The sequence below is a fragment of the Ruegeria meonggei genome (assembly GCF_900172215.1).
In the GTDB taxonomy this organism is placed as follows: domain Bacteria; phylum Pseudomonadota; class Alphaproteobacteria; order Rhodobacterales; family Rhodobacteraceae; genus Ruegeria; species Ruegeria meonggei.
This window is the reverse complement of the sequence record NZ_FWFP01000001.1, coordinates 311,044-336,913: the sequence shown is the minus strand read 5'-3', so window position 1 is coordinate 336,913 and position 25,870 is coordinate 311,044. Positions and strand designations below refer to the sequence as shown.

The 25,870-nt window shown below is 57.1% G+C and carries 29 protein-coding genes and 1 pseudogene; 14 read left to right on the top strand and 16 right to left on the bottom strand.

All coding sequences use genetic code 11. From position 1 onward, the window contains the following. Window positions 1–14: 14 nt before the first annotated feature. From RUM8411_RS01665 to rpsF, 6 genes are all read right to left on the bottom strand, one after another. Entirely contained in the window at window positions 15–872 is an 858-nt protein-coding gene (locus tag RUM8411_RS01665) for an acyl-homoserine-lactone synthase (RefSeq protein ID WP_085821085.1), read from the bottom strand. Window positions 873–969: 97 nt separating this feature from the next. Next, entirely contained in the window at window positions 970–1,671 is a 702-nt protein-coding gene (locus tag RUM8411_RS01660) for a helix-turn-helix transcriptional regulator (RefSeq protein ID WP_085821084.1), read from the bottom strand. A gap of 212 nt (window positions 1,672–1,883) precedes the next feature. Further along, window positions 1,884–2,360, bottom strand: coding sequence for a lytic transglycosylase domain-containing protein (locus RUM8411_RS01655; RefSeq protein WP_085820885.1), 477 nt, complete (start codon window positions 2,358–2,360; stop codon window positions 1,884–1,886). A 151-nt stretch (window positions 2,361–2,511) separates the two neighbouring features. Beyond that, the gene (gene rplI / locus RUM8411_RS01650; protein ID WP_085820884.1) at window positions 2,512–3,132 is read right to left on the bottom strand and encodes a 50S ribosomal protein L9; all 621 of its coding nucleotides are present in this window, start codon (window positions 3,130–3,132) and stop codon (window positions 2,512–2,514) included. Between the two features lie 12 nt (window positions 3,133–3,144). Then, window positions 3,145–3,372: a 30S ribosomal protein S18 gene (rpsR, locus tag RUM8411_RS01645; protein WP_005982441.1), complete on the bottom strand. Its 228-nt coding sequence runs from the start codon at window positions 3,370–3,372 to the stop codon at window positions 3,145–3,147. A 27-nt stretch (window positions 3,373–3,399) separates the two neighbouring features. Further along, entirely contained in the window at window positions 3,400–3,753 is a 354-nt protein-coding gene (gene rpsF / locus RUM8411_RS01640) for a 30S ribosomal protein S6 (protein ID WP_085820883.1), read from the bottom strand. A gap of 282 nt (window positions 3,754–4,035) precedes the next feature. Here rpsF and RUM8411_RS01635 point away from each other — a divergent pair, with 282 nt between their 5' ends. After that, entirely contained in the window at window positions 4,036–4,554 is a 519-nt protein-coding gene (locus RUM8411_RS01635; protein ID WP_085821083.1) for a hypothetical protein, read from the top strand. Between the two features lie 127 nt (window positions 4,555–4,681). After that, window positions 4,682–5,254, top strand: a complete 573-nt coding sequence (locus tag RUM8411_RS01630) for a YceI family protein (RefSeq protein WP_085821082.1) — start codon at window positions 4,682–4,684, stop codon at window positions 5,252–5,254. A 57-nt stretch (window positions 5,255–5,311) separates the two neighbouring features. Here the strand turns inward: RUM8411_RS01630 and RUM8411_RS01625 are convergent, their stop codons facing one another. Continuing rightward, window positions 5,312–6,538, bottom strand: coding sequence for a cytochrome b/b6 domain-containing protein (locus RUM8411_RS01625; protein WP_085820882.1), 1,227 nt, complete (start codon window positions 6,536–6,538; stop codon window positions 5,312–5,314). A 170-nt stretch (window positions 6,539–6,708) separates the two neighbouring features. Between RUM8411_RS01625 and fabD the strand changes: the two genes are divergently transcribed. From fabD to mltG, 7 genes are all read left to right on the top strand, one after another. Beyond that, the gene (gene fabD, locus RUM8411_RS01620) at window positions 6,709–7,647 is read left to right on the top strand and encodes an ACP S-malonyltransferase (RefSeq protein ID WP_085821081.1); all 939 of its coding nucleotides are present in this window, start codon (window positions 6,709–6,711) and stop codon (window positions 7,645–7,647) included. Window positions 7,648–7,689: 42 nt separating this feature from the next. Continuing rightward, on the top strand, window positions 7,690–8,427 hold the full coding sequence (gene fabG / locus RUM8411_RS01615) for a 3-oxoacyl-[acyl-carrier-protein] reductase (protein WP_085820881.1): 738 nt from the start codon (window positions 7,690–7,692) through the stop codon (window positions 8,425–8,427). A 210-nt stretch (window positions 8,428–8,637) separates the two neighbouring features. Then, window positions 8,638–8,871 carry an acyl carrier protein gene (locus tag RUM8411_RS01610; RefSeq protein WP_005982462.1) on the top strand — a complete coding sequence of 78 codons (234 nt, stop codon included), beginning with the start codon at window positions 8,638–8,640 and terminating at the stop codon, window positions 8,869–8,871. 142 nt (window positions 8,872–9,013) lie between these two features. After that, window positions 9,014–9,553 carry a GNAT family N-acetyltransferase gene (locus tag RUM8411_RS01605; protein WP_085820880.1) on the top strand — a complete coding sequence of 180 codons (540 nt, stop codon included), beginning with the start codon at window positions 9,014–9,016 and terminating at the stop codon, window positions 9,551–9,553. 121 nt (window positions 9,554–9,674) lie between these two features. After that, a complete protein-coding gene (locus RUM8411_RS01600) occupies window positions 9,675–10,418 on the top strand; it encodes a 1-(5-phosphoribosyl)-5-[(5-phosphoribosylamino)methylideneamino]imidazole-4-carboxamide isomerase (RefSeq protein WP_085820879.1) in 744 nt (247 codons plus the stop codon). Between the two features lie 204 nt (window positions 10,419–10,622). Next, window positions 10,623–11,888 carry a beta-ketoacyl-ACP synthase II gene (gene fabF, locus RUM8411_RS01595; protein ID WP_085820878.1) on the top strand — a complete coding sequence of 422 codons (1,266 nt, stop codon included), beginning with the start codon at window positions 10,623–10,625 and terminating at the stop codon, window positions 11,886–11,888. Beyond that, a complete protein-coding gene (gene mltG, locus RUM8411_RS01590) occupies window positions 11,889–13,049 on the top strand; it encodes an endolytic transglycosylase MltG (protein ID WP_085820877.1) in 1,161 nt (386 codons plus the stop codon). 43 nt (window positions 13,050–13,092) lie between these two features. Here the strand turns inward: mltG and RUM8411_RS01585 are convergent, their stop codons facing one another. Further along, window positions 13,093–14,355 (bottom strand): DEAD/DEAH box helicase, encoded by a 1,263-nt coding sequence (locus RUM8411_RS01585; protein WP_085821080.1) that lies wholly within the window; start codon window positions 14,353–14,355, stop codon window positions 13,093–13,095. A gap of 270 nt (window positions 14,356–14,625) precedes the next feature. Then, entirely contained in the window at window positions 14,626–15,450 is an 825-nt protein-coding gene (locus RUM8411_RS01580) for a LysR family transcriptional regulator (RefSeq protein ID WP_234995116.1), read from the bottom strand. A gap of 847 nt (window positions 15,451–16,297) precedes the next feature. Here RUM8411_RS01580 and RUM8411_RS01565 point away from each other — a divergent pair. Both RUM8411_RS01565 and RUM8411_RS01560 read left to right on the top strand, forming a co-directional pair. Further along, window positions 16,298–16,792, top strand: a pseudogene (locus RUM8411_RS01565) (terminase large subunit domain-containing protein); the annotation flags it as partial. Window positions 16,793–16,924: 132 nt separating this feature from the next. After that, a complete protein-coding gene (locus tag RUM8411_RS01560; RefSeq protein WP_085820874.1) occupies window positions 16,925–17,221 on the top strand; it encodes a DUF7742 family protein in 297 nt (98 codons plus the stop codon). Here RUM8411_RS01560 and RUM8411_RS01555 read toward each other — a convergent pair. Beyond that, window positions 17,202–17,540: a TraR/DksA family transcriptional regulator gene (locus RUM8411_RS01555; RefSeq protein ID WP_085820873.1), complete on the bottom strand. Its 339-nt coding sequence runs from the start codon at window positions 17,538–17,540 to the stop codon at window positions 17,202–17,204. The two genes, RUM8411_RS01560 and RUM8411_RS01555, sit on opposite strands and share 20 nt — an antisense overlap. 84 nt (window positions 17,541–17,624) lie before the next feature. On the opposite strand from RUM8411_RS01555, the gene cysE reads away from it, so the two are divergent. Then, window positions 17,625–18,434: a serine O-acetyltransferase gene (gene cysE, locus RUM8411_RS01550; RefSeq protein WP_085820872.1), complete on the top strand. Its 810-nt coding sequence runs from the start codon at window positions 17,625–17,627 to the stop codon at window positions 18,432–18,434. A gap of 71 nt (window positions 18,435–18,505) precedes the next feature. On the opposite strand, the gene RUM8411_RS01545 is transcribed toward cysE, so the two are convergent. From RUM8411_RS01545 to RUM8411_RS01525, 5 genes are all read right to left on the bottom strand, one after another. Further along, window positions 18,506–19,804 carry a pyruvate dehydrogenase complex dihydrolipoamide acetyltransferase gene (locus RUM8411_RS01545; RefSeq protein WP_085820871.1) on the bottom strand — a complete coding sequence of 433 codons (1,299 nt, stop codon included), beginning with the start codon at window positions 19,802–19,804 and terminating at the stop codon, window positions 18,506–18,508. 12 nt (window positions 19,805–19,816) lie between these two features. Continuing rightward, on the bottom strand, window positions 19,817–21,184 hold the full coding sequence (locus tag RUM8411_RS01540) for a pyruvate dehydrogenase complex E1 component subunit beta (protein WP_085820870.1): 1,368 nt from the start codon (window positions 21,182–21,184) through the stop codon (window positions 19,817–19,819). A gap of 15 nt (window positions 21,185–21,199) precedes the next feature. Further along, window positions 21,200–22,189 (bottom strand): pyruvate dehydrogenase (acetyl-transferring) E1 component subunit alpha, encoded by a 990-nt coding sequence (gene pdhA, locus RUM8411_RS01535; RefSeq protein ID WP_085820869.1) that lies wholly within the window; start codon window positions 22,187–22,189, stop codon window positions 21,200–21,202. 133 nt (window positions 22,190–22,322) lie between these two features. Further along, the gene (locus RUM8411_RS01530; protein ID WP_200818521.1) at window positions 22,323–22,622 is read right to left on the bottom strand and encodes an FtsB family cell division protein; all 300 of its coding nucleotides are present in this window, start codon (window positions 22,620–22,622) and stop codon (window positions 22,323–22,325) included. 126 nt (window positions 22,623–22,748) lie between these two features. After that, window positions 22,749–23,939 (bottom strand): phosphoglycerate kinase, encoded by a 1,191-nt coding sequence (locus RUM8411_RS01525; protein WP_085821078.1) that lies wholly within the window; start codon window positions 23,937–23,939, stop codon window positions 22,749–22,751. A 134-nt stretch (window positions 23,940–24,073) separates the two neighbouring features. Between RUM8411_RS01525 and RUM8411_RS01520 the strand changes: the two genes are divergently transcribed. Continuing rightward, window positions 24,074–24,580: a peptidylprolyl isomerase gene (locus tag RUM8411_RS01520; protein ID WP_085820867.1), complete on the top strand. Its 507-nt coding sequence runs from the start codon at window positions 24,074–24,076 to the stop codon at window positions 24,578–24,580. Continuing rightward, complete coding sequence (locus RUM8411_RS01515) at window positions 24,573–25,121, top strand: peptidylprolyl isomerase (RefSeq protein ID WP_085820866.1); 549 nt, start codon at window positions 24,573–24,575, stop codon at window positions 25,119–25,121. The genes RUM8411_RS01520 and RUM8411_RS01515 overlap by 8 nt, the downstream gene beginning before the upstream one ends. Before the next feature lie 53 nt (window positions 25,122–25,174). Here RUM8411_RS01515 and aqpZ read toward each other — a convergent pair whose 3' ends face one another. Further along, window positions 25,175–25,861 (bottom strand): aquaporin Z, encoded by a 687-nt coding sequence (gene aqpZ, locus RUM8411_RS01510; RefSeq protein ID WP_085820865.1) that lies wholly within the window; start codon window positions 25,859–25,861, stop codon window positions 25,175–25,177. Window positions 25,862–25,870: the final 9 nt, after the last annotated feature.

Genomic DNA, 25,870 nt, shown 5'->3' with positions numbered 1-25,870 from the left:
ATGAGGTGAGGGGGTCAGGCCTCATTAGCAAAAGCGCGGGGGGTTCGTAGCAGAGCAGTCTTCTGCTCGGGCGTAAACCGGTCCGAAAGCGTTTCGATCAGTCTGAGAACCGCATCTACTTCGTCTTTCGTCGTTGCCGAATTCATCTGTTCGACAAAGTATTTCTCTAACCGGGTCAGCGGCTGGTGGTCGAAATTTGCCACGCCCGGTTTTTCCTGCACCTTGGTGCGGGCACAGAGTTCCAGCGCCTCTTCATCGCTGAGGAAGACATCATGTTCGATGCTCGCATAGTCACGGATGCCCGATATGCGTTCGTCTGAACAATCCATCAGCGCCGCCATTGCCACCACTTTACCCATTGGCTTGGCCGTGCCGAGATAGTCATAGGGGGCATTCCCTGACCGTTGCAGGACGCGGTTCATGACCGGGTCGATTACTGCAATAGAGTCGAGCACGCCGGCTGCTTTGGCGTATTCGAATGATCCGATCATGACCTCGCTGGTCACGTAGGACACCGAGTTTTCACCTCGTCCACGCCCCAGTTTCTTGGTGTCCACGCAAAAGCGCGTTGCTTCCCAAACCTGTGAACTGCGGATCGGCGCATCGCCGTCCAGAATTGAATGAAAGACGTCGGACAACATATGTGGCCCTGTGGTTTGCAGTAGTCTCATGCACCCAACGACGTCCCCCGAGTCGTTGATGCTGACTACATGTGCAGGATGCAGGTCGTCAAAGTGGTCGCGTTCGCGCCCATCCTTGATATTCACGTCCCAACCCAAGCGGTCGCCGAAAACGCGCGCGCGCAGTTTGAACATCTCATCCAGTACGTCTTTGAACTTATCTTGGTTGATACCATCAATTACGATGATCATTTCCATCCCCCTACAGTCTTGTTACCGTAAAGTTGAGGTTAACCAAGATATTGCCTTAGACTATTGGGGGTATCCCGTAGAAAACGGGTTTTTTTCATTAACCAGGGGCAATTAGGCCAAATCCTATGGCCCGTCCAATGGCTTGCGCTGTGGTCAAAGCGCCCAATTTTTCACGGCCCGACCGCATGTGCACTTCGACCGTGCGGTGGGATATCGACAAAATGTCACCAATATCTTGCTGTGATTTGCCCTCGGCTACCCATTGCAGGATCTCTTTTTCGCGTGTGGAAAGCGAGGGAAGATACAAAGCTTTGGCAAGAACGCCCGATTGCATAACAGTGTCATGCGCATGAACGGCCGCCATTTGCAAGTCGCCCATCACGTGCTTTTTCATCTTTTCCCACTCAGCGTCTGAACAATCGCGTGTAACGTTGAGCAGACCACATTCTCCGTACGGACCACGGACCGGAACGGTTAACCCACGAGGGGTAATGCCAAAATCATTGGCGTCGCGGAATACGGCGTTGAATTTCTCGTCGTGATTGAAGCGACCCCAATCGACCGGAGCAATGCTGAGAACAGATTGATAGATAGTTGGATCGAAGTGGTGGAAGCCGTGGCTGCCATAGTGAATTTTCCACTCGTCGGGATAATTTGCATATCCCTGCACGTCACCCTTCATAGGGTTCAATGTGGCATAAGACGCATAGTCGAAGCCAAGCTCGTCGCAGACAGAGTTTATTATGTCAGCCGTCGACCTTTCCTCGTGATCGAGCGCGGCCAAGTCTATGAGTTTCACTTGTCCAACCCTTGTCCGGCTATTCTTCTCCCCAAAGAAAAGCCAAATCTGTCCATGTATCCTATACGCTGCGTCATTTTCCGTGCTTTGTGCAAGCCATTTGTGCAAGGGACACATGCAAAATGCGTATTTCGTGCAACATGGTCGCCCAATGGTGCTTTTTCAATACATAGCTCAAGAAGATCCAATCTCGACCGTTTTCGCATCGGTGCTTAATTTGGCCTCAGCCCGGTCTCGACCAACATTCCGCGGGCTTTTGCTTCGGGGTAGTAGCCCTTGGCGTATAGGAATATCGCGCGTTGCTGATCACCGTCGGATAACAACCAGGCGCCACGAAGGTACTTTCCTGCAAACTCTAGATTCGTGTCTGCGTCTAGCAGGCCCTGCGAGTTGCCAGAGTATCCCATCGACCTGGCGGTGGCGGGCAGGATTTGCAACAGGCCGTAATATGGGCGGTTTACGGCCCAAGGGCGATGGGTACTTTCCCGAATTGCCAGTTTATGAACAAGTTCGCGCGGCAGTTCGTAATGATCCGCCCATGTGTTGATCGATGCGCGCAGCTCGGGCGTTTCGTTGGGGTATAGCGGGGGATCGAACGCGGCCTGGCTAGAAACATCAGGGCCACCGCACGCGGCGAGAGGGGCAACAAGCAACATGGCAAGAACGCCGCGGCGCAAGAGATTGGTCATCTTTGAACTCCGAATTTCAGATCGCGATGATATGGGTTGGTGATCTGGCCGCAAGCGTAGGAATGAATTTTGGCTGAATTTTGCCCGTTTAGCGTGTGCAAAAAAAAGGCCGCACAAAATGTGCGGCCTCTTGGATTTTACTTCAGCCGGATCAGGCTTTGGCTTCGTCTTCTTCAGCCGGAGCTTCTTCGGCAACCAGATCGTCGTCTTCCGAAGCAGCAGACCCGATGTCGTCGAACAGTTCGGCGATTTCGAATTCAGCAGCTGCCTCTTCTTCGGCGGCCAATTCCTGAATCGATTTACCCGACGCCTGCAGTTCCGCTTCTTCTTGCGAACGGGCGACGTTCATATTGATCTTTACCTCGACCTCGGGGTGCAGTTTGACTGCGACCGAGTGCAGACCCAGATCTTTGATCGGTGCGATCAGGATGACCTGTTTCTTGTCGACGGTAAAACCAGCCTCGGTTGCGGCGTCTGCGGCGTCACGCGGGGTGACCGAACCATACAGAGCGCCGGCATCCGATGCCGATCGAATCACGATGAACTGCTGTCCATCCAGCTTTTCAGCCAGCGCTTCAGCTTCTTGCTTGGTTTCCAGGTTGCGGGCCTCAAGCTGTGCTTTCTGGGCTTCGAACGAGGCGATATTGGCCTCGGACGCGCTCAGCGCTTTGCCTTGGGGCAGCAGGAAGTTGCGGGCAAATCCAGGCTTAACGTCAACGACGTCGCCCATTTGGCCCAGTTTCGCAACGCGTTCCAGAAGGATAACTTGCATATCAGTCTCTCCTTACTTCACAGCGTAGGGCAGCAGGGCGAGGAAGCGGGCGCGCTTGATAGCACGGGCCAGTTCACGCTGCTTTTTTGCCGAAACGGCGGTGATGCGCGAGGGAACGATCTTGCCACGCTCAGAGATGTAGCGCTGCAGCAGACGGGTGTCTTTATAGTCGATCTTCGGCGCGTTATCGCCCGAGAACGGGCAGACCTTGCGGCGGCGGAAAAATGGTTTTGCGGCCATGGTTTATGTCCTTTCGTCAGGCGTTGATCAGCGGCGCTCGCGGCGGCCTTCGCGCTCGTCGCGCTTCTGCATCTGGACCGAAGGGCCCTCGTTGTGCTCGTCGACCTTGATGGTCAGAACGCGCATAACATCGTCATGCAGGCGCATCAGGCGCTCCATTTCCTGAACGGCGCCAGCGGGGGCGTCGGTCTTCAGGTAGGAATAGTGACCCTTGCGGTTCTTGTTGATCTTGTAGGCCATCGTCTTGACGCCCCAATACTCGCTGTCGATGACGTTGCCGCCATTGTCAGCCAGAACGGTGCCGAAATGTTCGACGAGGCTTTCTGCCTGCGCGTTGGACAAATCCTGACGCGCGATCATTACATGCTCATACAGCGGCATGTGCACTCCTGTTTCTATCAAGGCGCATTTCATAGGCGGGGCCAGGTGTCCTTCGCGACCCTGCCACGAGAGGCTGCGCGATTCATACGATTAGCGAAGGATGGCCCCATATACACGTTTGCACAGCAGGGGCAAGGCCTGCCACAGATGCCCTTGTGAAGTCGTGCTATTTCCACTGCGTCGCCCAATTCCTGACTCTTTTCGGCTCAAAGTTGTTTTGCATACCGGGGACTAACCGGACTGACCGACCCCAGACGGCAACCTGAGAACAGGGTGAAAGAAATGACGGCGATTAACACGAATTCCTTCGAACGGTCCGCGGCCAACGCGAACTTTGAAAAGTCAGTACCAGTTTTGATCGCCTTTGCGCCGAACTGGAAGGTGAGAATGGTTCTGTCTCGCGTGGTTGGTGCGTTTCTGATCGTCATAGCCTTTTCAATGTGGATCATGCAGGGCTCCGCCATGTCAGCCGAAGTTTGGCCGATCAAACTGGCAGCATCTATGATGTTCCTGATGGTTGGGGTCAGCCTGTTGACTGTCCAACTGCTGGATGCCCGCCCAGACGCTTATTTCGATCCGATCCGCCGCGAAGTACGCGTTCTGCAAAAGAACGAAAACGGACGTCCTCAGACCGTTCTGCGCCGTAGCTATGACACTTTGGGTGGTGCTCGATTTGCGGACAACGAGGTCGAATTGTTTGACGTCGACGGCAGCCTGCTGATGAAGCTGCCACTACAATCGGCGGATGTCAGCCGAGCGCTCAAGGGTCAGTTGAGCGGAAGTGTAACAATCTTCGCCTGATTTTTATTCTGTTCATATAGGAACAGAAGTTGTTAGCGAATATAGGTTGTGTGCCGCCCTTGGGCGGCACATTTTCGTTACCGAGCAACCCAAACGGTTTGCATCCACAAAAATTGCGGAGATTGTCATGAAATCCACCCTTCTTGCAGCTGCTCTGGCCGTTTCGGCCACATCGGCATTCGCCAGTGCCGAGAAGTACGTTCTGGACCCCAGCCACAGCCAGGTCGTTTTCAACTATAACCACCTTGGTTTTTCAACTACCTACGGCATGTTCTCGGGCTTTGAGGGCGAGATCATGTTCGACCAGGAAAACCCTGCTGCCTCAAGCGTTAACGTTTCCATGCCTGTTGTTGAGATGTTTACTGGCTGGAAGCCGCGCGAAGATCACTTTATGACCGAGGATTTTTTCGGCGTGGCCGAAGGCGATATGATCACCTTTGCTTCGACCGGTATCGAAGTCACCGGTGAGAACACCGCAAACATCACCGGCGACCTGACCATGAACGGTGTCACCAAGTCGGTTGTTCTGGACGCGAAGCTGAACCAGGTGGGTGAACACCCGATGGCTGGCAAGCCTTGGGCCGGCTTCGACGCGACGACCACTGTGGTACGCAGCGAGTTTGATCTGGGTCAGTTCGCACCGTTCGTCGGGGACGAAGTCGAAATTCACATTTCGGTGGAAGCTCAGAAAGCTGAATAATTCGGTTTCAGTAGTTTGAAACATAACCGCCGGGGCATTGATCCCCCGGCGGTTCTTTTATTCTGCGCGTTTGGCAGTCAAGTCGATTGAGACAATGACCGTAAAGCCCAGTGACTCTTCGGTGGGTTGCGATGTGCCCACGTCGAAATCCATTCGGTTCAACTCCAACTGGCCCGACATGACAGCGGTGTCGTCCTGTAGGGCGAGCGTAAATGGCAGCACCATATCTACGGATTTGTCACGAATGGTCAGAGTGCCGCGCGCCTCGTAGCCTGCATCGGTCTTGAATAATTCGGCCTTGAACTGAGCGGTTGGGAACTGGGCACTGTTGAAGAAATCGGCGCCCATGGCCTGATCGGTGACTGTTCCCAGGCTTAGCGATGTGATGGCGATGGTGACATCCGCCGATCCGGCAAGTCCGGGCTCGGGCGGGTCTTCAAATGCGATTGCTGCGGTCCAGTCGGCAAAGCTGCCGGTCACGGGGCTGCCCAATTGCGAAATTGTGATCGACAGGGACCCTTCCTGCACCTGCCAGTCCGACTGCACTTCGGTCAGCTCAGTGGTATCGGTTGCGGGTGTGGAATGGTCGGAAAAGACACCAATTGACCAGCCGCCGACCAAAACGGCGCACCAAACCATCAGCGCGGCAAACGCGGGAACCAGCGAATGGTGCTGCTCAGGCGGCTGAGGCGCGTCAGACTGACCGGGCAGCATCCGGCGCAAGGTGCTGTCCTTGTCAATGACGTGGTGCTTGAGCGCTCCGGCGATATGCAGGGCAAGGGATCCGGCCAGAACCCAGATGAACAGCCAATGCAGACCCGCGGTTACCTCTGCCAGAAAGACGGATTTCGGAACAAAGGGCAGGTCTTGTCCAAAGGGCCACAGGATTGGCGCAAACCCTTCGGTGGCAGCGTGGTGTACCCAGCCTGTCAACGGCACCAGTACAAGCGCCGCATACAGCATCCAATGAACGGTTTCGGCAGCAAAGGCCTCGGGTTTGTTCTCAGCATTCAAAAGCCCGGGTTTTGTTTGACTCACCGCCCACAGAATACGCGCCAGGGCGACAAAGAACACGGTCACCCCCACGGTTTTGTGGATCGAGAACAGGAGGGCTGCGCGCGCGATATCCGCTTCGGTGGTGGGGATTGCAGGGTCGTAGATCGCATGGGCCAGATCATTGGCGATCCAGCCCAGTGGCAATGCGGTGAATATCAACAGCGCCGTCAGCCAGTGAAAGGTCTTGGTTACAGTGCCGTAGCTGGAGAAAGTGTTGGTCGTTGGCATCGAGCGCTCCGGGCTGGGTTGGGTGCGATCAACCTATAGCCATGGCGCAGGGACTCAATAGCGACATGTGCACAGCATAGGTGCCAGAGTGCAGAGGTCAGGCAACGCTTGTGCCGCGCCCGCACACGGTTTACACCCCGCTGCAACCTAACGTCATCCAAGAGGTTGCAATGACACGCGCATTTGTTTTCCCGGGGCAGGGCGCCCAGACCATCGGCATGGGCAAAGCTCTGGCTGAGGCATATCCCGCCGCACAGGCCGTTTTCGATGAGGTGGACGCCGCGCTGGGCGAAAAGCTGAGCAGCCTGATCTGGGACGGCGATATCGCGGAACTGACCCTGACTCAGAACGCACAGCCGGCCCTGATGGCAACGTCGATCGCTGCAATGCGTGCGCTTGAGGCTGAAGGGGTTTCAGTGACAGATGCGGCGTTTGTGGCTGGCCACTCTCTTGGAGAGTACTCGGCGCTGGCTGCGGCCGGGGCGTTGACGATTGCCGACACCGCCCACCTGTTGCGGACGCGTGGGGAAGCTATGCAAAGCGCGGTGCCTGTGGGCGAAGGTGCGATGGCAGCAATTCTGGGTCTGGATCTTGAAGCCGTGCGTTCCGTTGCCGAAGCAGCCGCGCAGGGCGAGGTCTGTCAGGCTGCAAATGACAACGATCCGACGCAGGTTGTGGTATCCGGTGCAAAGGCAGCAGTCGAGCGTGCCGCCGGGATCGCCAAGGAAAAAGGCGCGAAACGTGCGGTGATGCTGCCGGTCAGCGCCCCTTTCCATTGCGCGCTGATGCAGCCTGCTGCGGATGTGATGGCCGAAGCCCTGGCAAGCGTTGAAATCAAAGCTCCGGCTGTGCCTCTGATTGCCAATGTGCGGGCCGAAGCGGTCACGGACCCGGACCTGATCCGCCAACTGCTGGTCGAACAGGTTACCGGATCCGTGCGCTGGCGTGAAAGCGTGCAATACATCGCAGCGCAAGGCGTGACAGAAACGTGGGAGATCGGGGCCGGGAAGGCGCTGACCGGGATGATCCGCAAAATCGACCGTGCGATTGCAGGCAAAGCTGTTGGCACACCTGATGACGTGCAGAATGTGACACAGGCCGAATCGTAGAATACACGCGCGCCGCAAGAGACGCGCCAAGAGGGAAATCGAATGTTTGATTTGACAGGTAAGACCGCATTGATCACCGGCGCATCCGGTGGCATCGGCGGTGAGATCGCGCGTGTTCTGCACGGTGCGGGGGCAACGGTTGGGTTGTCGGGCACAAGGGTTGAGCCGCTGCAGACACTGGCCGCTGAACTGGGTGAACGGGCGCATGTCCTGCCGTGTAACCTCAGCGATGCCGAGTCCGTGGCTGCCCTGCCGAAACAGGCCGCCGAGGTGATGGGTTCGGTTGACATTCTGGTCAACAACGCGGGCATCACCCGCGATAACCTGTTCATGCGCATGTCGGATGAAGAATGGCAGAGCGTGATTGACGTCAATCTGACCTCGACCGCGATGCTGTGCAAAGGTGTGTTGCGCGGCATGATGAAGGCGCGCTGGGGGCGGATCATCAACATCTCGTCCGTTGTGGGTGCCACCGGCAATCCTGGTCAGGCCAACTATGCCGCGTCCAAGGCGGGTATGATCGGCATGACCAAATCGCTGGCCTATGAAGTCGCCAGTCGCGGCATCACGGCCAACGCGGTTGCGCCCGGATTCATCACCACGGCCATGACCGACAAGCTGACTGATGATCAGAAGTCCGGCATTTTGCAGCAAGTGCCCGCCGGACGTATGGGTGATGCAGCGGAAATTGCGTCGGCAGTTTTGTACCTTGCCAGTACCGAAGCCGGATATGTTACCGGAACCACCTTGCATGTGAACGGTGGTATGGCCATGTTGTGAGCGCGGATCGAGGCGGGCGCGAAAGCGTTTGCCTTGGGCGTTGTCTGTGCTATAGGCGGCGCATGAATGCAGGGGTCGACCAAAAAGGTCGGCCTTCTACTTTCCCGGTAATCGGGGACCTAAACCGCCCAGACCGGGCAAATCAAAGCCAGCCTGAGCGGGCAAGGGCTGAACCGGGCACTATGCCCTGAAATGGAATGAGGAATAGACATGAGCGACGTCGCAGATCGCGTTAAAAAGATCGTTGTTGAGCACCTGGGTGTTGAAGAAGACAAAGTGACGGAAAACGCGTCCTTCATCGACGATCTGGGCGCAGACAGCCTGGACACTGTTGAGCTGGTAATGGCCTTCGAAGAAGAGTTCGGCATCGAGATTCCGGATGACGCAGCCGAAACCATCCAGACCTTTGGCGACGCCGTCAAATTCATCTCTGAAGCGTCCTAAACGCTGAGAGATCGTCAAAAAGCGGCGCTTCCGGGCAACGGAGGCGCCGTTTTTTTATAATTGTTTACAATTCAGGCTTGTCAGGCCGCCCTTTCGTTCGCAACGTTTCGCCTGAGGCGCAATTTTTCAGAGCGGGCAGGGCATGATACGATCCACCCCAATGATAAACACGGCACGCTTGACGCTCTGCGCCATGCGACCCGAGGATTTCAACCGGTTCGCCGAGATTTGGCGGAACCCTTGCATCGTGCGGCATGTCGGTGGGCAACCACGGTCGCGGGGCGAAGCATGGGATTCTTTTCTGCGGAATGCAGGGCACTGGCAAATGGCCGGATTCGGGCAATGGGCAGTTGTCCAGCAATCGAATCGGCAAATGATCGGCCAGTCTGGATTTTTCTACGCAAACCGCGAAATGGGCGAAGACTTTGACAACTTCCCCGAGGCGGGCTGGATACTTGTTCCCGAAGCGCAAGGACAGGGGCTGGGTCTGGAAGCGGCTCAGGCTGCGCATGAGTGGTTTGACCGAATTATGCCTGGCCCTTTGGTCGCGATGATCGACGCCACTAACGTAACCTCGCAAAAACTGGCGGAAAAACTTGGTTATGTCTCGATGCGTGAATGCGACTACAGAGACACCCCAGTTCATCTGTTCAAAAGAAACGGGCCGCCGGCGCGCAACTGATACGCAGAATTGTGCCGATGCCGCAAAACGTCCGTAGTTTGCCGATACTGGTAAAAGCCAAGGACATCTTGGTGTGTATGTTATAGTGGATTTGAAAACGATTGAGCGGAGGAACAGGCTCATGAGGATTTACCCCACTATGGAACTGCAGAACGGCCGGTGCGTGACACTGGACAAGGGCCGTTTGGACGATGCCATGATTTGGCACGTGAATCCCGTTGAAACAGCGCGCAGCTGGGCCGCTGAAGGTGCGGAATGGATGCACCTGACCGACTTCGATGCGATCGAAGGGCGCGACACAAACGCTGAACTGGTCGAAGAGATCATTCGCTCGGCCGAGATCCCTGTCCAGCTGGCTGGTGGTATGCGCACGCGTGAACAGGTTGAACACTGGATCGGCAAGGGCGCAGGGCGGATTGTAATCGGCACTTTGGCGGCGTGGGATCCGAACCTGGTGAAAGAGCTGGCCAAGCTGTACCCGGATCAAATCGTTCTGGCAGTGGATGTTTGGCAAGGCCAGGTCATGACTGAAGGCTGGCGCAGTCAAAGTGCGTTTACGCCCGATGCGTTTATCGAAGCGTTTGCTGGCACTCCATTTGCAGCGATTCTTGTCACTGATATCGACAGCGATGTTGAAGATGTTGAGGCTCAGCTGGGGCTGATTTCCGGCCTGGCCGAGAAATCCCGCACACCAGTGATTGCCAGCGGCGTTGTGCGCACCGTCGATGATATCTCACGCTTGGCGTATATTCACAACATATCCGGGGCAATTGTCGGACGCGCGCTTTTCCGCAAGTCTCTGATGCTTGCCGATGTTCTTGAAGTGGCCAAAACGGCCCGGGAACCTGTGGCGCAGTTCCAGTAAACTATAGGGAAAGCAAAAAAGCCGCCTCTCGCCGGTTCGTGCAAGGGGCGGTTTTTCTTTTCTGTCGGCATCTCGTTGCGTTGGCCCGAAATTGCCATCACTGGCGGGTTGATGCCGGAACACTGTACACCGTTGCTCTTGCCCCCGGACCCCGGGCCGGGGTATGAGCGGTTCTCATAACAGGAAGCAGGCAAGAGGCACTTCATGCGCAGAGTCGTTGTAACTGGTCTGGGATTGGTCACTCCTTTAGCCAGCGGGGTCGAGGAATCTTGGTCGCGGCTGTTGGACGGGGAATCCGGTGCAGGTCCGATCACTCAGTTCGATGCAGAGGCAAGCGGGGTCACCACGACCTATGCCTGCGAAGTCCCGCGCGGAGACGGGACCAATGGGACATTTAATCCCGACGATTGGTTGCCGCCAAAAGAGCAGCGCAAGATCGAAGATTTTATTCTGTATTCCATCGCGGCGGCCGATATGGCCTGTCAGGATGCGGATTGGCTGCCCGAGGACGAAGAGGCGCGCCTGCGTACTGGTGTTCTGATTGGTTCCGGGATTGGTGGCCTTGGGTCCATTGCCGAAACGGCCAACCTGATCCGCGACAAAGGTCCACGCAGGGTGTCCCCGTTCTTTATTCCCGGGGCGCTGATCAATCTGGCGTCCGGTCAGGTTTCGATCCGTCACGGGTTCAAGGGGCCGAACCACTCGGTTGTAACTGCGTGTTCGACCGGGGCGCACGCCATTGGTGACGCCAGCCGGATTATCCGTGCGGGTGATGCGGATGTGATGGTTGCAGGCGGCGGCGAAGGCTGCATCTGTGAAATTGGCATTGCGGGCTTTAACGCCTGCAAGGCGCTGTCGACCAAGTATGCCGACAACCCCAAAGCGGCCAGCCGTCCCTATGATCAGGATCGCGACGGGTTTGTCATGGGCGAAGGCTCTGGCATTGTGGTTCTGGAAGAATACGAGCACGCCAAAGCACGGGGTGCGAAGATCTATGCCGAGGTTCTGGGCTATGGCATGTCCGGTGATGCCTATCACATCACCGCGCCGTCCGAGGATGGCGACGGTGCCGAACGCTCAATGCGGGCCGCGCTGCGCAGCGCCGGGCTGGAGCCTACGGATCTGGATTACATCAATGCTCACGGCACCTCGACCATGGCGGACACGATTGAGCTGGGTGCGGTAGAACGCCTGCTGGGTGACCATGCCAGCAGTGCCACCATGACCTCGACCAAATCGGCGACGGGTCACCTTTTGGGGGCTGCCGGTGCGATTGAGGCGATCTTCTCGATCCTCGCGATCCGTGATCAGGTTGCGCCACCGACTATCAATCTGGACAACCCAGCCGTTGAAACCCCAATTGACCTTGCCCCGAATGCTAAGCGCGAACGTGAGATCAACGTGGCGCTGTCGAACTCGTTCGGGTTTGGTGGCACCAACGCCAGCGTGATTTTCGGAAAGGTCAGCTAGATGTGGCGGGCTCTTGCGTCAAATGCGCTGACCGTTTTGGTGGTCGGTTTGTTTATGGTGGGTGGCCTTATCCTGTGGGGTCAGTCGCGTTACAAAGATGCGGGCCCGCTGGAAACTGCCATTTGTCTGCAGGTCATAGGCGGCTCAAACATGGGGGACGTCAGTCGCGAGCTTGAAGATCAGGGAGCTATCAGCAGCGCGATGATCTTCAGGATGGCGGCGGATTACACGGACAAAGCTGCGCAACTGAAAGCAGGCAGTTTTCTGGTCCGCGAGGGTGCCTCGATGGAACACATAATCGACGAGATCACCAGCAGCGGTGCCAGCACTTGCGGATCCGAGATTGAATACCGCATTGGCGTCACACGAATTCAGACCCGGGTGCGGGAACTGGACCCGGCGACACTGGATTTCGTTGAAATCGCCAGCTTCGATGCTGCCGAGGACGAAGCCCCTGCCACTTATACCGAAAAGCGGGAGGATGCAGATACACGGTACCGTGTCTCAGTGGCCGAAGGCGTGACCTCGTGGCAGGTGGCCGAAGCGTTGAAGGGCATTGATGCATTGACGGGTGAGGTGAGCGCAATCCCGACCGAAGGCATGTTGGCCCCCGACAGCTATGATCTGACAGCAGGCGATGATCGCAACGCAGTTCTGCAAAAGATGCAGGACAGACAGCAGCTGCGGATTAACGCGGTTTGGGAAAGCCGTCAGGACGGTCTGCCGATCAACAGCCCAGAAGAGATGTTGATCCTCGCCTCGATCATCGAAAAGGAAACCGGTGTCCCGCAAGAACGTGGCCAGGTTGCCAGCGTCTTTGTGAACCGGCTGGAGCAGGGCATGAAGCTGCAAACGGACCCGACGGTGATCTATGGTGTCACCAAAGGTCAGGGTACTTTGGGGCGTGGCCTGCGCCGGAGTGAGCTGCGCCGGGCAACGCCCTGGAATACCTATGTGATTGACGGTTTGCCGCCGACACCAATTGCCAACCCTGGTCTCGCCAGTCTTGAGGCAGCAGTTGCTCCGGAACAGACTGATTATGTCTTCTTTGTTGCTGATGGCACAGGAGGGCACGCATTTGCCGAAACGCTGCAAGAGCACAACCGCAACGTAGCCAAATGGCGCGAGATTGAGGCCGAGCGTCAGAGCTCGGGCAACTAAAGAAAAACGAGCTGCCTATTGGGCAGCTCGCTGAACTCACACCTTACGCAGCAGGACGCCGACGTGGGCGACGCCGCTTTGACGGTGCCGGCTTTGAACCTGTGTTGGCCCCATGTGGCTTGGAGCCGCGCCCCCGGAATCCGCCACGTTTGCTGGGCTTCTTCGCCTCGGCGAATTCCGGCATCTTGCCACTGGCGACCGGTATTTCGATCTTCATCACTTTCTGGATCTGGAGCAGTTGGTCCAGCTCATCAGGTGCGCAAAAGGCGATGGCTTCACCGTCACGACCGGCACGCGCCGTACGACCGATGCGGTGGACATAGTTGTCAGGCACATCGGGCAGATCGTAGTTGACCACATAGGCGACGCCGGGGATATCAATCCCTCGTGCGGCCACGTCCGTGGCAACCAGAACGTTGATTTCCCCAGCCCGGAACGCCTTGATGGCCCTGTCGCGCTGACCTTGGCTTTTGTTGCCGTGGATCGAGGCCGCGTTGAAGCCATCAGCCACAAGGCCTTTCATCAGCTTTTCGGCACCATGTTTCGTGCGTGCAAAGACTAGCGTGAGGGCGTCCAGATCCCGAGATAGAATTTCGCGCAGTTTCTTTGGCTTTTCAGGTTTGCTGACGAAGTGCACCGATTGCATGACTTTGTCAGCCGCTTTACCCGGAGGCGAGACCTGAACCCGCTGTGGGTTGGTCAGATAGGCTTGGCTTAGTTCTTCCATTTGTTTCGGCATCGTGGCTGAAAACAGCATAGTCTGACGCGGGGTGCCCAGTCGCGGTGCGATTTTGCGAAGGGCGTGAATAAAGCCCATATCCAGCATCTGATCCGCCTCATCCAGCACAAGATGCCGAACCGAGCTAAGGTCAACGGCGCGGCGCTCCATCAGGTCGATCAGGCGACCCGGAGTGGCGACGAGAATGTCGGTACCACGTGCCAGGAACGAGATTTGCCTGCTGATGGACTGCCCGCCGACAACGGTTGCGACGCGCAGTTTTGTGGTTTTCGTCAGGTTGCGCAGGCTGTCGGCGATCTGGTTAACCAGTTCGCGGGTCGGCGCCAGGATCAGTGCCTTGGCCATTTTCGGGGCCGGTTTGCCGGGCTGAGCCAAAAGGTGATCGATCAGCGGCAGGCCAAAAGCTAAAGTCTTGCCTGTGCCGGTTTGAGCCAGGCCAAGAATATCGTGGCCTTTCATGGCCAGCGGGATCGCTTGGTTCTGGATCGGGGTAGGTTGCGTAAACTTGGCGCTTTTCAGCGCGTCATTCAGAGCCGGGGCAAGGCCCAGCATGTCGAAGTCGAACAAATAACATTCCTTTGTAATCCGCGCTGACAGATCAGCGCGGACAAGAGAGACTGGCCACGCGAAGAGCGCGACCGGGCAGGGGCTTTGCAAGGCCTCGGGACGCACAGGCGAATCCTGCAGTGTCTGGCCATCGCATCAAGAACCCTGCGTGAATGGGAACCGGAGAAAAGTTTTGCGCTGTGGGGGCCGAACAGGGGCCACCGATGCTCACGCTTCAGCGCTGTCTTGTGGGGCACATGAAGGTTTGGGGAAGAAATGTCAAGTCGAGGGTCAGCTCAGCCCGCGCGTTAGTATCACAGCCCGCATCCGATCAATTGTTCTGCGCACCTCTGGAAGACTGCGGTCATCCTGATGTGTGACAAGCCACTGGTCGTGTGAGAGTTCGGGAATGATGTTGCCGACTTGGGTCAGCTCAGGGAATTTCTCACCAATAAATGTGGGTAGCAAAGCATGCCCTACGCCAGAAAGAGCTAAGTCCAGGCTGTCCCGCGGTGACTTGACTTCACACACCGCATCGGCGCCGGTTCTTTTGTCCAACCACCGTGCAGATGGCGTGTCCGCCAGCACTTTGATCCATTGCTCGGGGGCATTGGAAGTTCCGTACGGAGCGAACTGCACCTGATTCAGCTTTTGGCCAGCTAGCCCGTCTTCAGTGGGTCGTCGGTTTCGGAACCCAATCACGATCTGACGCTGAAGAATGCTCAAGTCCTGCTCGCTGGACAGGAACCTTAGACGGATGTCAGGTGGTTCACCGACAATTTCTCGAAGGTGAGAGAGCAACAAATGTGTTGTCCAGGTTCCAGCCGACACTTTGACCAGAGGTTTTTGCGTCTGGGAGGTCGATGCCAATACCCGTAATATCTGTGGTTCAATCGAAGAAAGGTCTGAAAGCAAACGCTCGCCGTCGCGCGTTAACTCATACCCTCTGTCGTGTCGATGAAAGAGATCACACCCTAAACTGCGCTCTATGGCAAACATGCGCCGACCCAATGTAGCAGCACTGCTACCTGTTGCGCGGGCCGCTGCCGACAGCCCACCCTCACGCGCTACAGCAAGGAAAAGGCGGAGGTCATCCCAATTTCCATTCTTTTCAATAATGAAATGAACCCTTCAATACGTCTCGTTTCATGATCGATTTTTGACTGTTAGACCGGTCGTAGTCAATTGGATTTGCGCTGTTCACCGTCAACAGGCAGCCACTTTTTGATAGGAAAAAAGATGGGTTCCAAGCCTTGCAGTTTTAACAACCCTGATACTCCGTTCCCCAAAGCAAAGAGGTCGAAGGCTCTTTGCGAAGAGGATGAATTTATGGAAGAGCATGGCGGGATCGGGGCGAGAATAACTTTCCTGATTGTGGAAGGTGTTGCCGAGATCGTTTCCTTTCCTTTGAGGGTTCTAAGGATGCGGAGGTTGCATATTCGTACAAGGCGCTTTTATTTGAGGAAGGATTTCGAGTAGTGCACGGCCCAAAGTGTAAAAAATAATCGACTTTACAGTGCGTTGGATGTTGCACTGCTGTTGCGCGAAATCTTGACTTTGCGCGCTTACTATCGTATAAGTTGTGTCATGCTAGAAGAGGTGGGCAACGGCCCCGGGGTAACTCGGTGGCCGTTTTTCGTTTCTCTCGTGCGGAAACACTCACGCATGAGGTCACAGGCAAACATGACTTTGATTACCCCGGAAGGGCGTATGTCCCAGACGGCGGAACTTTTGCAGTCGCTTGAGACATCCATTCGCGGTCTGCGCCAAGCAGCGGAAGAATTGCGCAGGCAGATCGGAACCGGGGAGGATGCAGATCTTGCTGGTACAGGCAAGCAACTTGGGCAGTTAGAGGGGCTGATCCGAAGTTGCCAGAAAGTGGAGACAAGCTTTGTCGAACAACATCACAGACAGGCCGGAATTGCCCAAGGTGGATACGCAATCGACCTTGAGCGCGCTCGATTTGAGGTCGGGTGCAGGTTGGCTCGCCTCCGCCGATGCTGCGGTTCGGGACAGATTTCTGAGTGAGATCGGGGAGGGGGGGCTGTGCGCCCTTCCTTTCCTGTTCGAGTTCTGGGCGCTGCCGCATCAGGTGCCGCCCGAAGGCGACTGGCGGTCCTGGGTCATTATGGGCGGGCGCGGTGCAGGCAAGACGCGGGCCGGGGCTGAATGGGTGCGACATGTGGTTGAAGGCCCGAAACCTCTTGATAAAGGGGTGGCCAGTCGGGTGGCGCTGCTGGGCGAGACCTTCGATCAGGTGCGCGATGTAATGATCTTTGGGGTCAGCGGGATATTGCAATGCTCTCCGCCGGATCATCTGACGTGGATTCGACGTACACGGCTGGATGGCGACGATTGGGCCGGTCTTGAGGTACCGCTTGCGGAAGAGAGCGAATCCTACATCGTACAAGTCTGGGCCAATGGGGCACAGGTTCGGGAACAGATCGTGACTGAGCCAATCTGGCTATATACAGCGGCAATGAAGACGACTGATGGTGTGAGCGGTACCTACGACGTTCAGGTGGCGCAGGTCTCGGCCAGCTATGGGCCTGGCTTGTTCGCCCACCTGACAGTCAGGTGACCCTCTAGCATGCGTCCGATCCTTCACGGCGATGTCACTGCGGCGGCGCGAGTCTTGTTGATCGCGCCGCGAGAGGATCGCGATCGCCTATGCGCCCGCATGATCTGCGAAGCTGAACTGGCCGACAAACATGTCGGTCAGACGGGGCGGTTGCATCCTTTGTTCGGCAATGGGTCCCTGATGGCTGCAGCCCGCAATCGGCAGTTGGCGGAGGAACCCAGTTTCGACAATCTGCAATATTGCCAGTGCTTTGAGTTGGTTCTGCGGCATTTGATCGAGCGTCAGCTTACCCGGACGCACAGCTGACACATTTGGTCGCAGCAAGATCCAGGTTTAACCGGCCAGCCGGTATCTCATCGCCGCAATCTTCGCAGTATCCAAACTCACCTTCTTGAATTCGGCTCAGCGCGATCTGCAACCGATGCGTTTCAAGGTCGCGATTGGCTTGTTGGGCCTTGGCCATGGCCTGGCTTTGAAGGGCGTCCATTCTGCTCAACCTGCCAACGGCTTGCTGGTCCAGTTCGACAACGGCCTGAGCCTTTTTTCCAGAAACGGATTGCTCGGCCAATGCTGACAATCGTGCCTTTATTCGCGCCTTGAATTCTGCCAACACAGTGTCATTCATTTTCGTTACCCTGCAGTTCACGGGTTTGCGTTTGGTGTTTTTGTAACTAAATGGCATTCTAGGCGCAGCAAAGGATCAAAAGCCATGTTGGAAAAGCGCAGTCAGGTTACCTCTGTCGACCCGGTCTGGAACCGCATAGCGACCGAAGCTCAGGCGGCCGTCGAAGACGAGCCACTGATGGGTGGGCTGGTCCATGCCTGTATTCTGCACCACCGCAGCCTTGAGAGGGCTTTGTCCTATCGGGTCGCAGCCAAGCTGTGCTCGAACGAAATGTCGATGATGGTGTTGCGTGAAATCGTCGATGAGGCTTATGCCGACGATCCGAAACTGCTAGAGGCGGCACGCGCCGATCTGATGGCAGTTTACGAGCGCGACCCAGCGTGCCACCGCCTGCTGCAGCCGATCCTGTACTTCAAGGGCTATCAGGCGATGCAGGCCTATCGCGTTGCCCACTGGCTGTGGAACAAGGGGCGACATGACCTTGCATATTTCTTCCAGATGCGCTCGTCCGAGATTTTTGGCATCGACATTCACCCGGCCGCCAAAATCGGCAAGGGCATCATGATCGACCACGCACATTCGATTGTGATCGGTGAAACAGCTATCGTTGGCGACAACGTTTCGATGCTGCATTCGGTCACTCTGGGTGGAACTGGCAAAGAAGAAGAGCAGCGTCATCCGACGATCGGTGATGGCGTGCTGATCGGGGCTGGTGCCAAGGTGTTGGGCAATATCGAAGTGGGGCCTTGCAGCCGCATCGCAGCTGGCTCTGTTGTGTTGCAAGAGGTTCCAGCCTGCAAAACCGTTGCCGGAATTCCCGCCAAGATTGTCGGTGAGGCCGGGTGCGACCAGCCCTCGATCTCGATGGATCATATGTTGGGCAAGGACCAGTAAGCCTGAACCAACAGACAAAAAAAGGCCGCCTCATTGTGTGAAGCGGCCTTTTGTATTGATCAGATTCCGTATCAGGCCAGCATGACCATCGGGTTTTCCAGATTGTCGACAATCGCCTGCAGCAACTGCGCACCAAGAGCACCGTCAATAACACGGTGATCGACCGACATGGTGACGGACATGACAGTTGCAACGGTCAGTTCTCCGTCATCGCCCACAACCGGCTTTTTCACACCTGTTCCGACGGCCAGAATGCCCGAATGGGGCGGGTTCACGATGGCGTCGAAATTGTCGATGCCGAACATGCCCAGGTTCGAAACAGCGAAGGTGCCGCCCTGGTATTCATGCGGTGCCAGTTTACGTTCGCGTGCACGCCCGGCGAGGTCCTTCATTTCGGTCGACAGCGCGGACAGAGATTTGGTGTCGGCATCCTGAAGCACTGGGGTGAACAGCCCGCCTTCGATGGCGACCGCAACGGCCACATCGGACGGTTTCAATTGCAGTACCCGGTCGCCCGCCCAGACAGCATTACAGGCGGGAACCTGTTGCAACGCGTTGGCGACGGCTTTGATGATGAAGTCGTTGACACTCAGCTTTACGCCGCGCGCTTCCAGCTGTTTGTTTAGCTGGCTGCGGAATTTCAGCAGGGCATCCAGCTTGATGTCGCGGCGCAGATAGAAATGCGGGATGGTCTGCTTGGCCTCGGACAGGCGCGCAGCAATGATCTTGCGCATACCGTCCAGCTTGATTTCTTCGTATTCACGCCCTTCATACATCCGCGCGACGGCATCCGCCGAAGGTCCAGCCGGAACTGGGGCAGCGGGCGCTGCGGCAGCAACGGCAGGTGCCGCAACCGGAGCCGTGGCAGTTGCACCTTCGACATCGACTTTCACAATACGCCCATGCGGGCCGGAACCGATGATCTGCCCCAGATCGAGACCTTTCTGTGCAGCAATCCTACGGGCCAGAGGTGACGCAAAAACACGTCCACCATCCGCCTTGATTGGAGAGGCCGGGGCTGGTGCAGGCGCCTCGGGGGCCGCTGGCGCGGCCGCCTCGTTGCCCGCGGCGGCAGGTGCCGCTTCGGGCGTCGTGGCGGGAGTTGTCGCGATATCACCAGCGCTTTCGCCATCTTCCAGCAGAACCGCAATGATGGTGTTAACCTTGACCCCTTCGGTTCCCTCAGCGATCAGGATCTTGCCAATGGTGCCTTCGTCCACGGCCTCGAACTCCATCGTGGCCTTGTCGGTTTCGATCTCGGCCAGCAGGTCGCCAGAGGAGACGGTGTCGCCTTCCTTAACCAGCCATTTGGCAAGCGTGCCTTCCTCCATCGTCGGTGAAAGGGCGGGCATCAGAATTTCTGTGGGCATCTGTGTCGCTCCTTACCGGTAAGTCACTTGCTTGACGGCGGCGATCACCTCATCGGTGGTCACCAGCGCCAGTTTTTCGAGGTTCGCGGCATAGGGCATGGGCACGTCCTTGCCGGTGCAGTTGATGACGGGCGCGTCGAGGTAGTCGAACGCTTCCTGCATCACCACGGATGAGATGTAGCTGCCGACCGAGCCCTGCGGCCAACCTTCTTCGACGGTCACCAAACGGTTGGTTTTCATCACCGAATTGATGATCGCACCGGTGTCCATCGGGCGGATGGTGCGCAAGTCGATCACCTCGGCACTGATGCCGTCTTCGGCTAGCTTGTCCGCGGCTTCCAGCGCGAACTGCATGCCGATGCCAAAGCTGACGATTGTCACGTCCGAGCCTTCGCGCCAAATGCGGGCCTTGCCCAGCGGGATGGTCAGGTCATCCACCTTTGGCATGTCGAAGGATCGACCGTAGAGGATTTCGTTTTCCAGAAAGACCACCGGGTTGGGATCGCGAATGGCGGATTTCAGCAGGCCTTTGGCATCTGCTGCCGAATAGGGTGCGACCACTTTCAGCCCAGGCACCTGCATGTACCATGCCGTGTAATCCTGAGAGTGCTGGGCTGCGACGCGCGCTGCAGCACCGTTAGGACCCCGGAACACGATTGGACATCCCATCTGACCGCCGGACATGTAAAGTGTCTTGGCAGCCGAGTTGATGATCTGGTCCATCGCTTGCATCGCGAAGTTGAAGGTCATGAACTCGACAATTGGCTTCAATCCAGCCATGGCGGACCCAACCGCAATACCGGTGAACCCGTGTTCAGTGATTGGCGTGTCGATCACGCGTTTGCCGCCGAATTCGTCCAGCAGCCCTTGCGAGATTTTGTACGCGCCCTGATATTCGGCGACTTCTTCGCCCATCAGGAAAACATCTTCGTCGTCGCGCATTTCCTCGGCCATTGCATCACGCAAAGCCTCGCGCACGGTCACTTGCGTCATCTCGGCATCTGCGGGCCAGTCGGGCGAGTGGTCCACCACCGGTGCGGCGGGGGCCGACGCAGAAGCAGCGGCCTCAACCGTCGCAGGGGCGGCCTCGGTCACGACGGCTGCGGGCGCAGCCACGGGCAGGGCGGAGGCGTCTTCGCCTTCTTCGATCAAAACCGCGATGGGGGTGTTTACCTTGACCCCCTCGGTGCCTTCAGCGATCAGGATCTTACCAACGATGCCTTCATCGACGGCTTCGAACTCCATCGTCGCCTTGTCGGTTTCAATCTCGGCCATGATGTCACCGCTTGATACGGTGTCGCCTTCTTTGACCAGCCATTTGGCCAATGTGCCTTCTTCCATCGTTGGTGAAAGGGCGGGCATGAGAATTTCGGTTGCCATGTCTTATTCGTCCTCTCAGGCGTAAATATCTGTCCAGAGCTCGTCCAGCGACGGCTCGGGGCTTTCTTTCGAGAATTCTGCGGCCTGATTGACGATCTCTTTGATCTCTTTGTCGATCGCCTTCAGGTCATCCTCGCTTGCGTGTTTGCCGGACAGCAGCAGCTCGCGCACATGTTCGATGGGGTCGCTTTGTTCGCGGACTTTCTGAACCTCTTCGCGGGTACGGTACTTGGCCGGGTCGGACATCGAATGGCCGCGATAGCGGTAGGTTTTGATTTCTAGAATGTAGGGGCCCTTACCAGCACGGCAGTGGGCCACAGCCTTTTCACCGGCTTCTTTGACCGCCAGAACATCCATGCCGTTGACGATCTCACCCGGGATGCCAAAGGCCTCGCCGCGATGGTAGATGTCCTTGGTCGAGGTCGAGCGCGCCTGAGAGGTGCCCATAGCGTATTGGTTGTTCTCGATCACAAACACAACGGGCAGGTCCCAAAGTGCAGCCATGTTAAAGGTTTCATAAACCTGACCCTGGTTCGCCGCACCGTCGCCGAAATAGGCAAAGGTCACACGTCCATTACCCTTGTACTTATCGGCAAAGGCAAGACCAGCACCCAGAGGTACCTGGGCAGCAACGATGCCATGACCACCGTAGAAGTTCTTCTCTTTCGAGAACATGTGCATAGAGCCGCCTTTGCCCTTGGACAATCCACCCTCGCGTCCGGTCAGTTCGGCCATCACGCCGCCGGGTTCCATTCCGCAGGCCAGCATGTGGCCGTGATCGCGGTAAGAGGTGATCCGCTTGTCACCTTCTTCGGCCGCAGCCTCCAGGCCGACAACAACGGCTTCTTGCCCGATATAAAGGTGACAGAAGCCGCCAATCAGACCCATGCCATACAGCTGGCCTGCCTTTTCCTCGAATCGGCGGATCAGCAGCATCTCGCGATAAAAGGTGGTCAGTTCTTCCGCAGAAACATTTGGTTTCTTTGTGGTTTTTCGCGCAGCCATAGTGGCGATCTCCCCCTCTCGGCAAGATAGTTTAGCGTTAAACTATTTCATAAAGCATTTCGGGCATTCTGGCGAGGGGAAATGTGACGCAGCGACAGCGCCCGCGCAGCCTATCTGTTGCAGTATGTGAGGATCAGCGGATTACGATCTCATCCGAGCGGATCATGCCCAGAACCGAGCGCGCCTGTTGATCCAGAAGGTCCAGATCCAGATAGGTGTCAGACAGGCGGCGCGTCAGGTTTTCCATCTCGGTGATCTCGCCGTCAAGCTTGGCAAGATCGCGCGACAGAGCGTCCCGTTCCGCTGCAATCTCGACCCGTCGGAACAGGCCATAGTCGCCCTGCACGGCAGCAAAGGTGAAATACACACCCAGCATAAACGCTACCATGAAGAAAACGACTGCGCCCAAACCGGGCCGATGGGAACGGGACACTCTGTTTACCGCCGTATGAAGTCTGCCTCAAAAACGTGCCCTTTGCGGGCATCTGTTTGCACTATGTCACAGGTGATTCGGCTTGTGAATCCCCTGATTCGACAAAATGTGGTGTGGCGGTCTTTTTCAGCCTTCCAGTGCCGCAACCCCGGGCAATGCCTTGCCTTCCATCCATTCAAGGAACGCACCACCCGCGGTTGAAATATAAGAGAAATCCTTGGCCGCACCCGATGCGTTCAGCGCCGCGACCGTGTCCCCGCCACCAGCAACCGCAATCAGCTGCCCAGATCGCGTAAGTGCTGCGGCTTTCAGGGCGGCTGCGTTGGTGGCGGCATCAAAAGGTTCAATCTCGAACGCGCCAAGCGGGCCATTCCAGATCAGGGTCTGGCTTTTGGCGAAAATCTCGGTGATGGCGGCAACGCTTTCCGGCCCGGCATCCAGGATCATGCCGTCATCGGTACATTGATCAGCGGGCAGAACCTGATGCGGTGCGTTGGCTTCGAACTTTTCAGCGACCACAATGTCGACAGGCAGGACTATCGTGCACCCAGAGCTTTTGGCCTTGGCCAAAATCTCGACAGCCATGTCTTTCATTGCGGTTTCGGCCAGAGACTTGCCGACGTTCAGGCCCTTGGCGACCAGAAAGGTGTTGGCCATGCCACCGCCAATCACCAGATAGTCTACTTTGTCGACAAGATTGCCCAGAAGTTCCAGCTTGGTCGAAACCTTCGCCCCCCCAACAACTGCAGTAACGGGCCGTTTGGGTGCTCCAAGAGCACCTTCAAGTGCTTCCAGCTCGGCCTGCATCAAGCGTCCGGCGCAGGCCGGCAGCAGGCGCGCAATGGCTTCGGTCGAGCTGTGCGCGCGGTGCGCGGCCGAGAACGCGTCGTTGCAGTAGGCCTCGCCCAGTTTGGCCATTCCCGCCGCAAGATCAGAGTTGTTTTTGGTTTCTGCGGCGTGAAAGCGGGTGTTTTCCAACAGCAGGACCTGACCGGGTTGCAGTTGTTCAGCGGCCAGTTCAGCCTCGGTGCCGACGCAATCGGCGGCAAACAGAACCTCGACGCCGAAAGCTGCTTCAAGCGTCGGGACCAGCTGTTTCAGCGACAGGTTCTCGCGCCGTTCACCGCCCGGACGTCCGAAATGAGCAAGCAGGATCGGTTTGCCGCCAGCCGAAAGGATGTCTTTGACCGATGGCACGATACGTTGAATGCGCGTAGCATCGGTTACAACCCCGTCCACAACCGGAACATTGATATCAACGCGCACCAGCACGCGTTTGCCGTTCAGGTCCATATCGTCCAGTGTCTTCCAGCTCATGGTGCAATCCTCGGAAATGTGAATAGGGTTTAGGCGGTTCTTTTCCTGCATTTTGCCTTCAGGTCAATGCGTCACTTGGCTTTCACGCGCCCGGGGAATAGGTATTTGCCCAAGACTAATGACAGGAGGGCCACATGGCCGAGATCAAGGATCCCGAAAACACAATCATCGTCGAACTGACGGGCGGCAACGTCGTCATCGAGCTGCTGCCGGATGTTGCTCCGCAGCACAGCGCCCGGATGAAAGAACTGGCACGCGGTGGTGAATATGACAACGTGGCTTTTCACCGTGTGATCGACGGCTTCATGGCCCAGACCGGTGATGTGCAGCACGGCGATATGGAAGATGGGTTCAACCTGCGCATGGCAGGCACGGGCGGTTCTTCGCTGCCGAATGTACCGGCTGAGTTCTCGAAGCTGCCGCATGATCGTGGCACCCTGGGCGCGGCACGGTCGCAGAACCCGGATTCGGCAAACTCGCAGTTCTTCATCAATTTCAAGGACAATCACTTCCTGAACGGTCAGTACACAGTTTATGGCCGCGTGATTGATGGGATGGAGCATGTGGACGCCATCACCAAAGGTGAACCGCCTGCGAACCCGGATCGCATGATCAGCGTCAAGGTCGCGGCAGATGTATAAACTGGCTGCCGTATTTGCCCTGATGGCCAGCCCCGCGCTGGCCACAGGCCTTGAGATCGAGATCGAGGGCGAAGGGGCCAACGGCACCATCACCGTCGATCTGTTCGAGGACATAGCCCCCAAACATGTCGAGCAGATTTCGACACTGGCTGGCGAAGGCAAGTATGACGGGGTCGTCTTTCATCGGGTCATCGACGGTTTTATGGCCCAGACCGGCGATGTCGAGCACGGCAAGCTGGGTGGTGACATGCGCCGTGCGGGGACCGGAGGGTCCGACCGGCCCGATCTGCCGGCCGAGTTTTCGGATATCACCTTTGATCGCGGTGTGATCGGCATGGCACGGGCTCAGGATCCCAACAGCGCCAATTCACAATTCTTCATCATGTTTGCTCCGGGCCCGTTTCTGGATGGTCAATACACCGTTGTGGGTGAGGTGACTGGCGGAATGGAGGTTGTGGATGCGATCAAGCGGGGCGATGGCCCAAATGGCGCGGTCATCGGTCAGCCTGATGTGATGAAAAGCGTGAAGCCAATCGAATAAAAAAAGGCCCCGAAACATATATCACTTCGGGGCCTTTTTTCTGACGTGGACGGTTAATCTTCGCCCATAGCCTTCCAGATCAGCGCACCGATTGCGCCGCCGATCAGGGGAGCCACCCAGAACAGCCACAGTTGCGCAAGCGCTGGGCCATCGGCGAACAGGGCAACCCCTGTGGACCGTGCCGGGTTCACGGACGTGTTTGTCACCGGGATCGAGATCAGGTGGATCAGCGTCAGGCCCAACCCGATGGCAATCGGGGCAAAGCCTGCGGGTGCTCTTTCAGATGTGGCGCCTAGAATGATCATGATGAAGAACGCGGTCAGGACGATCTCGATCACAAGCGCGGACATCAACGAATAGCCCTCGGGTGACGCGGCCCCATACCCGTTCGAGGCAAATCCGCCGACACCTTCGAACCCGGGCGCGCCGCTGACGATCACATACAGCACTGTTGCCGCCAAGATTGCTCCGATCACCTGCGCGATCCAATAGGGCAGCAGGTCTTTGGCCGGGAACCTGCCTCCGATCATCAAGCCCAGACTGACCGCCGGGTTGAAATGCCCGCCAGAGATGTGACCGACCGCATAGGCCATGGTCAGGACGGTCAGGCCAAAGGCAAAGGAAACACCCAGCCAGCCGATACCGACATCCGCAACGCCTGCCGCCAGTACAGCGCTTCCGCAACCACCCAGCACCAGCCAGAACGTACCGAAGAATTCGGCCATGAGTTTTGATGACATGAAAAGCCC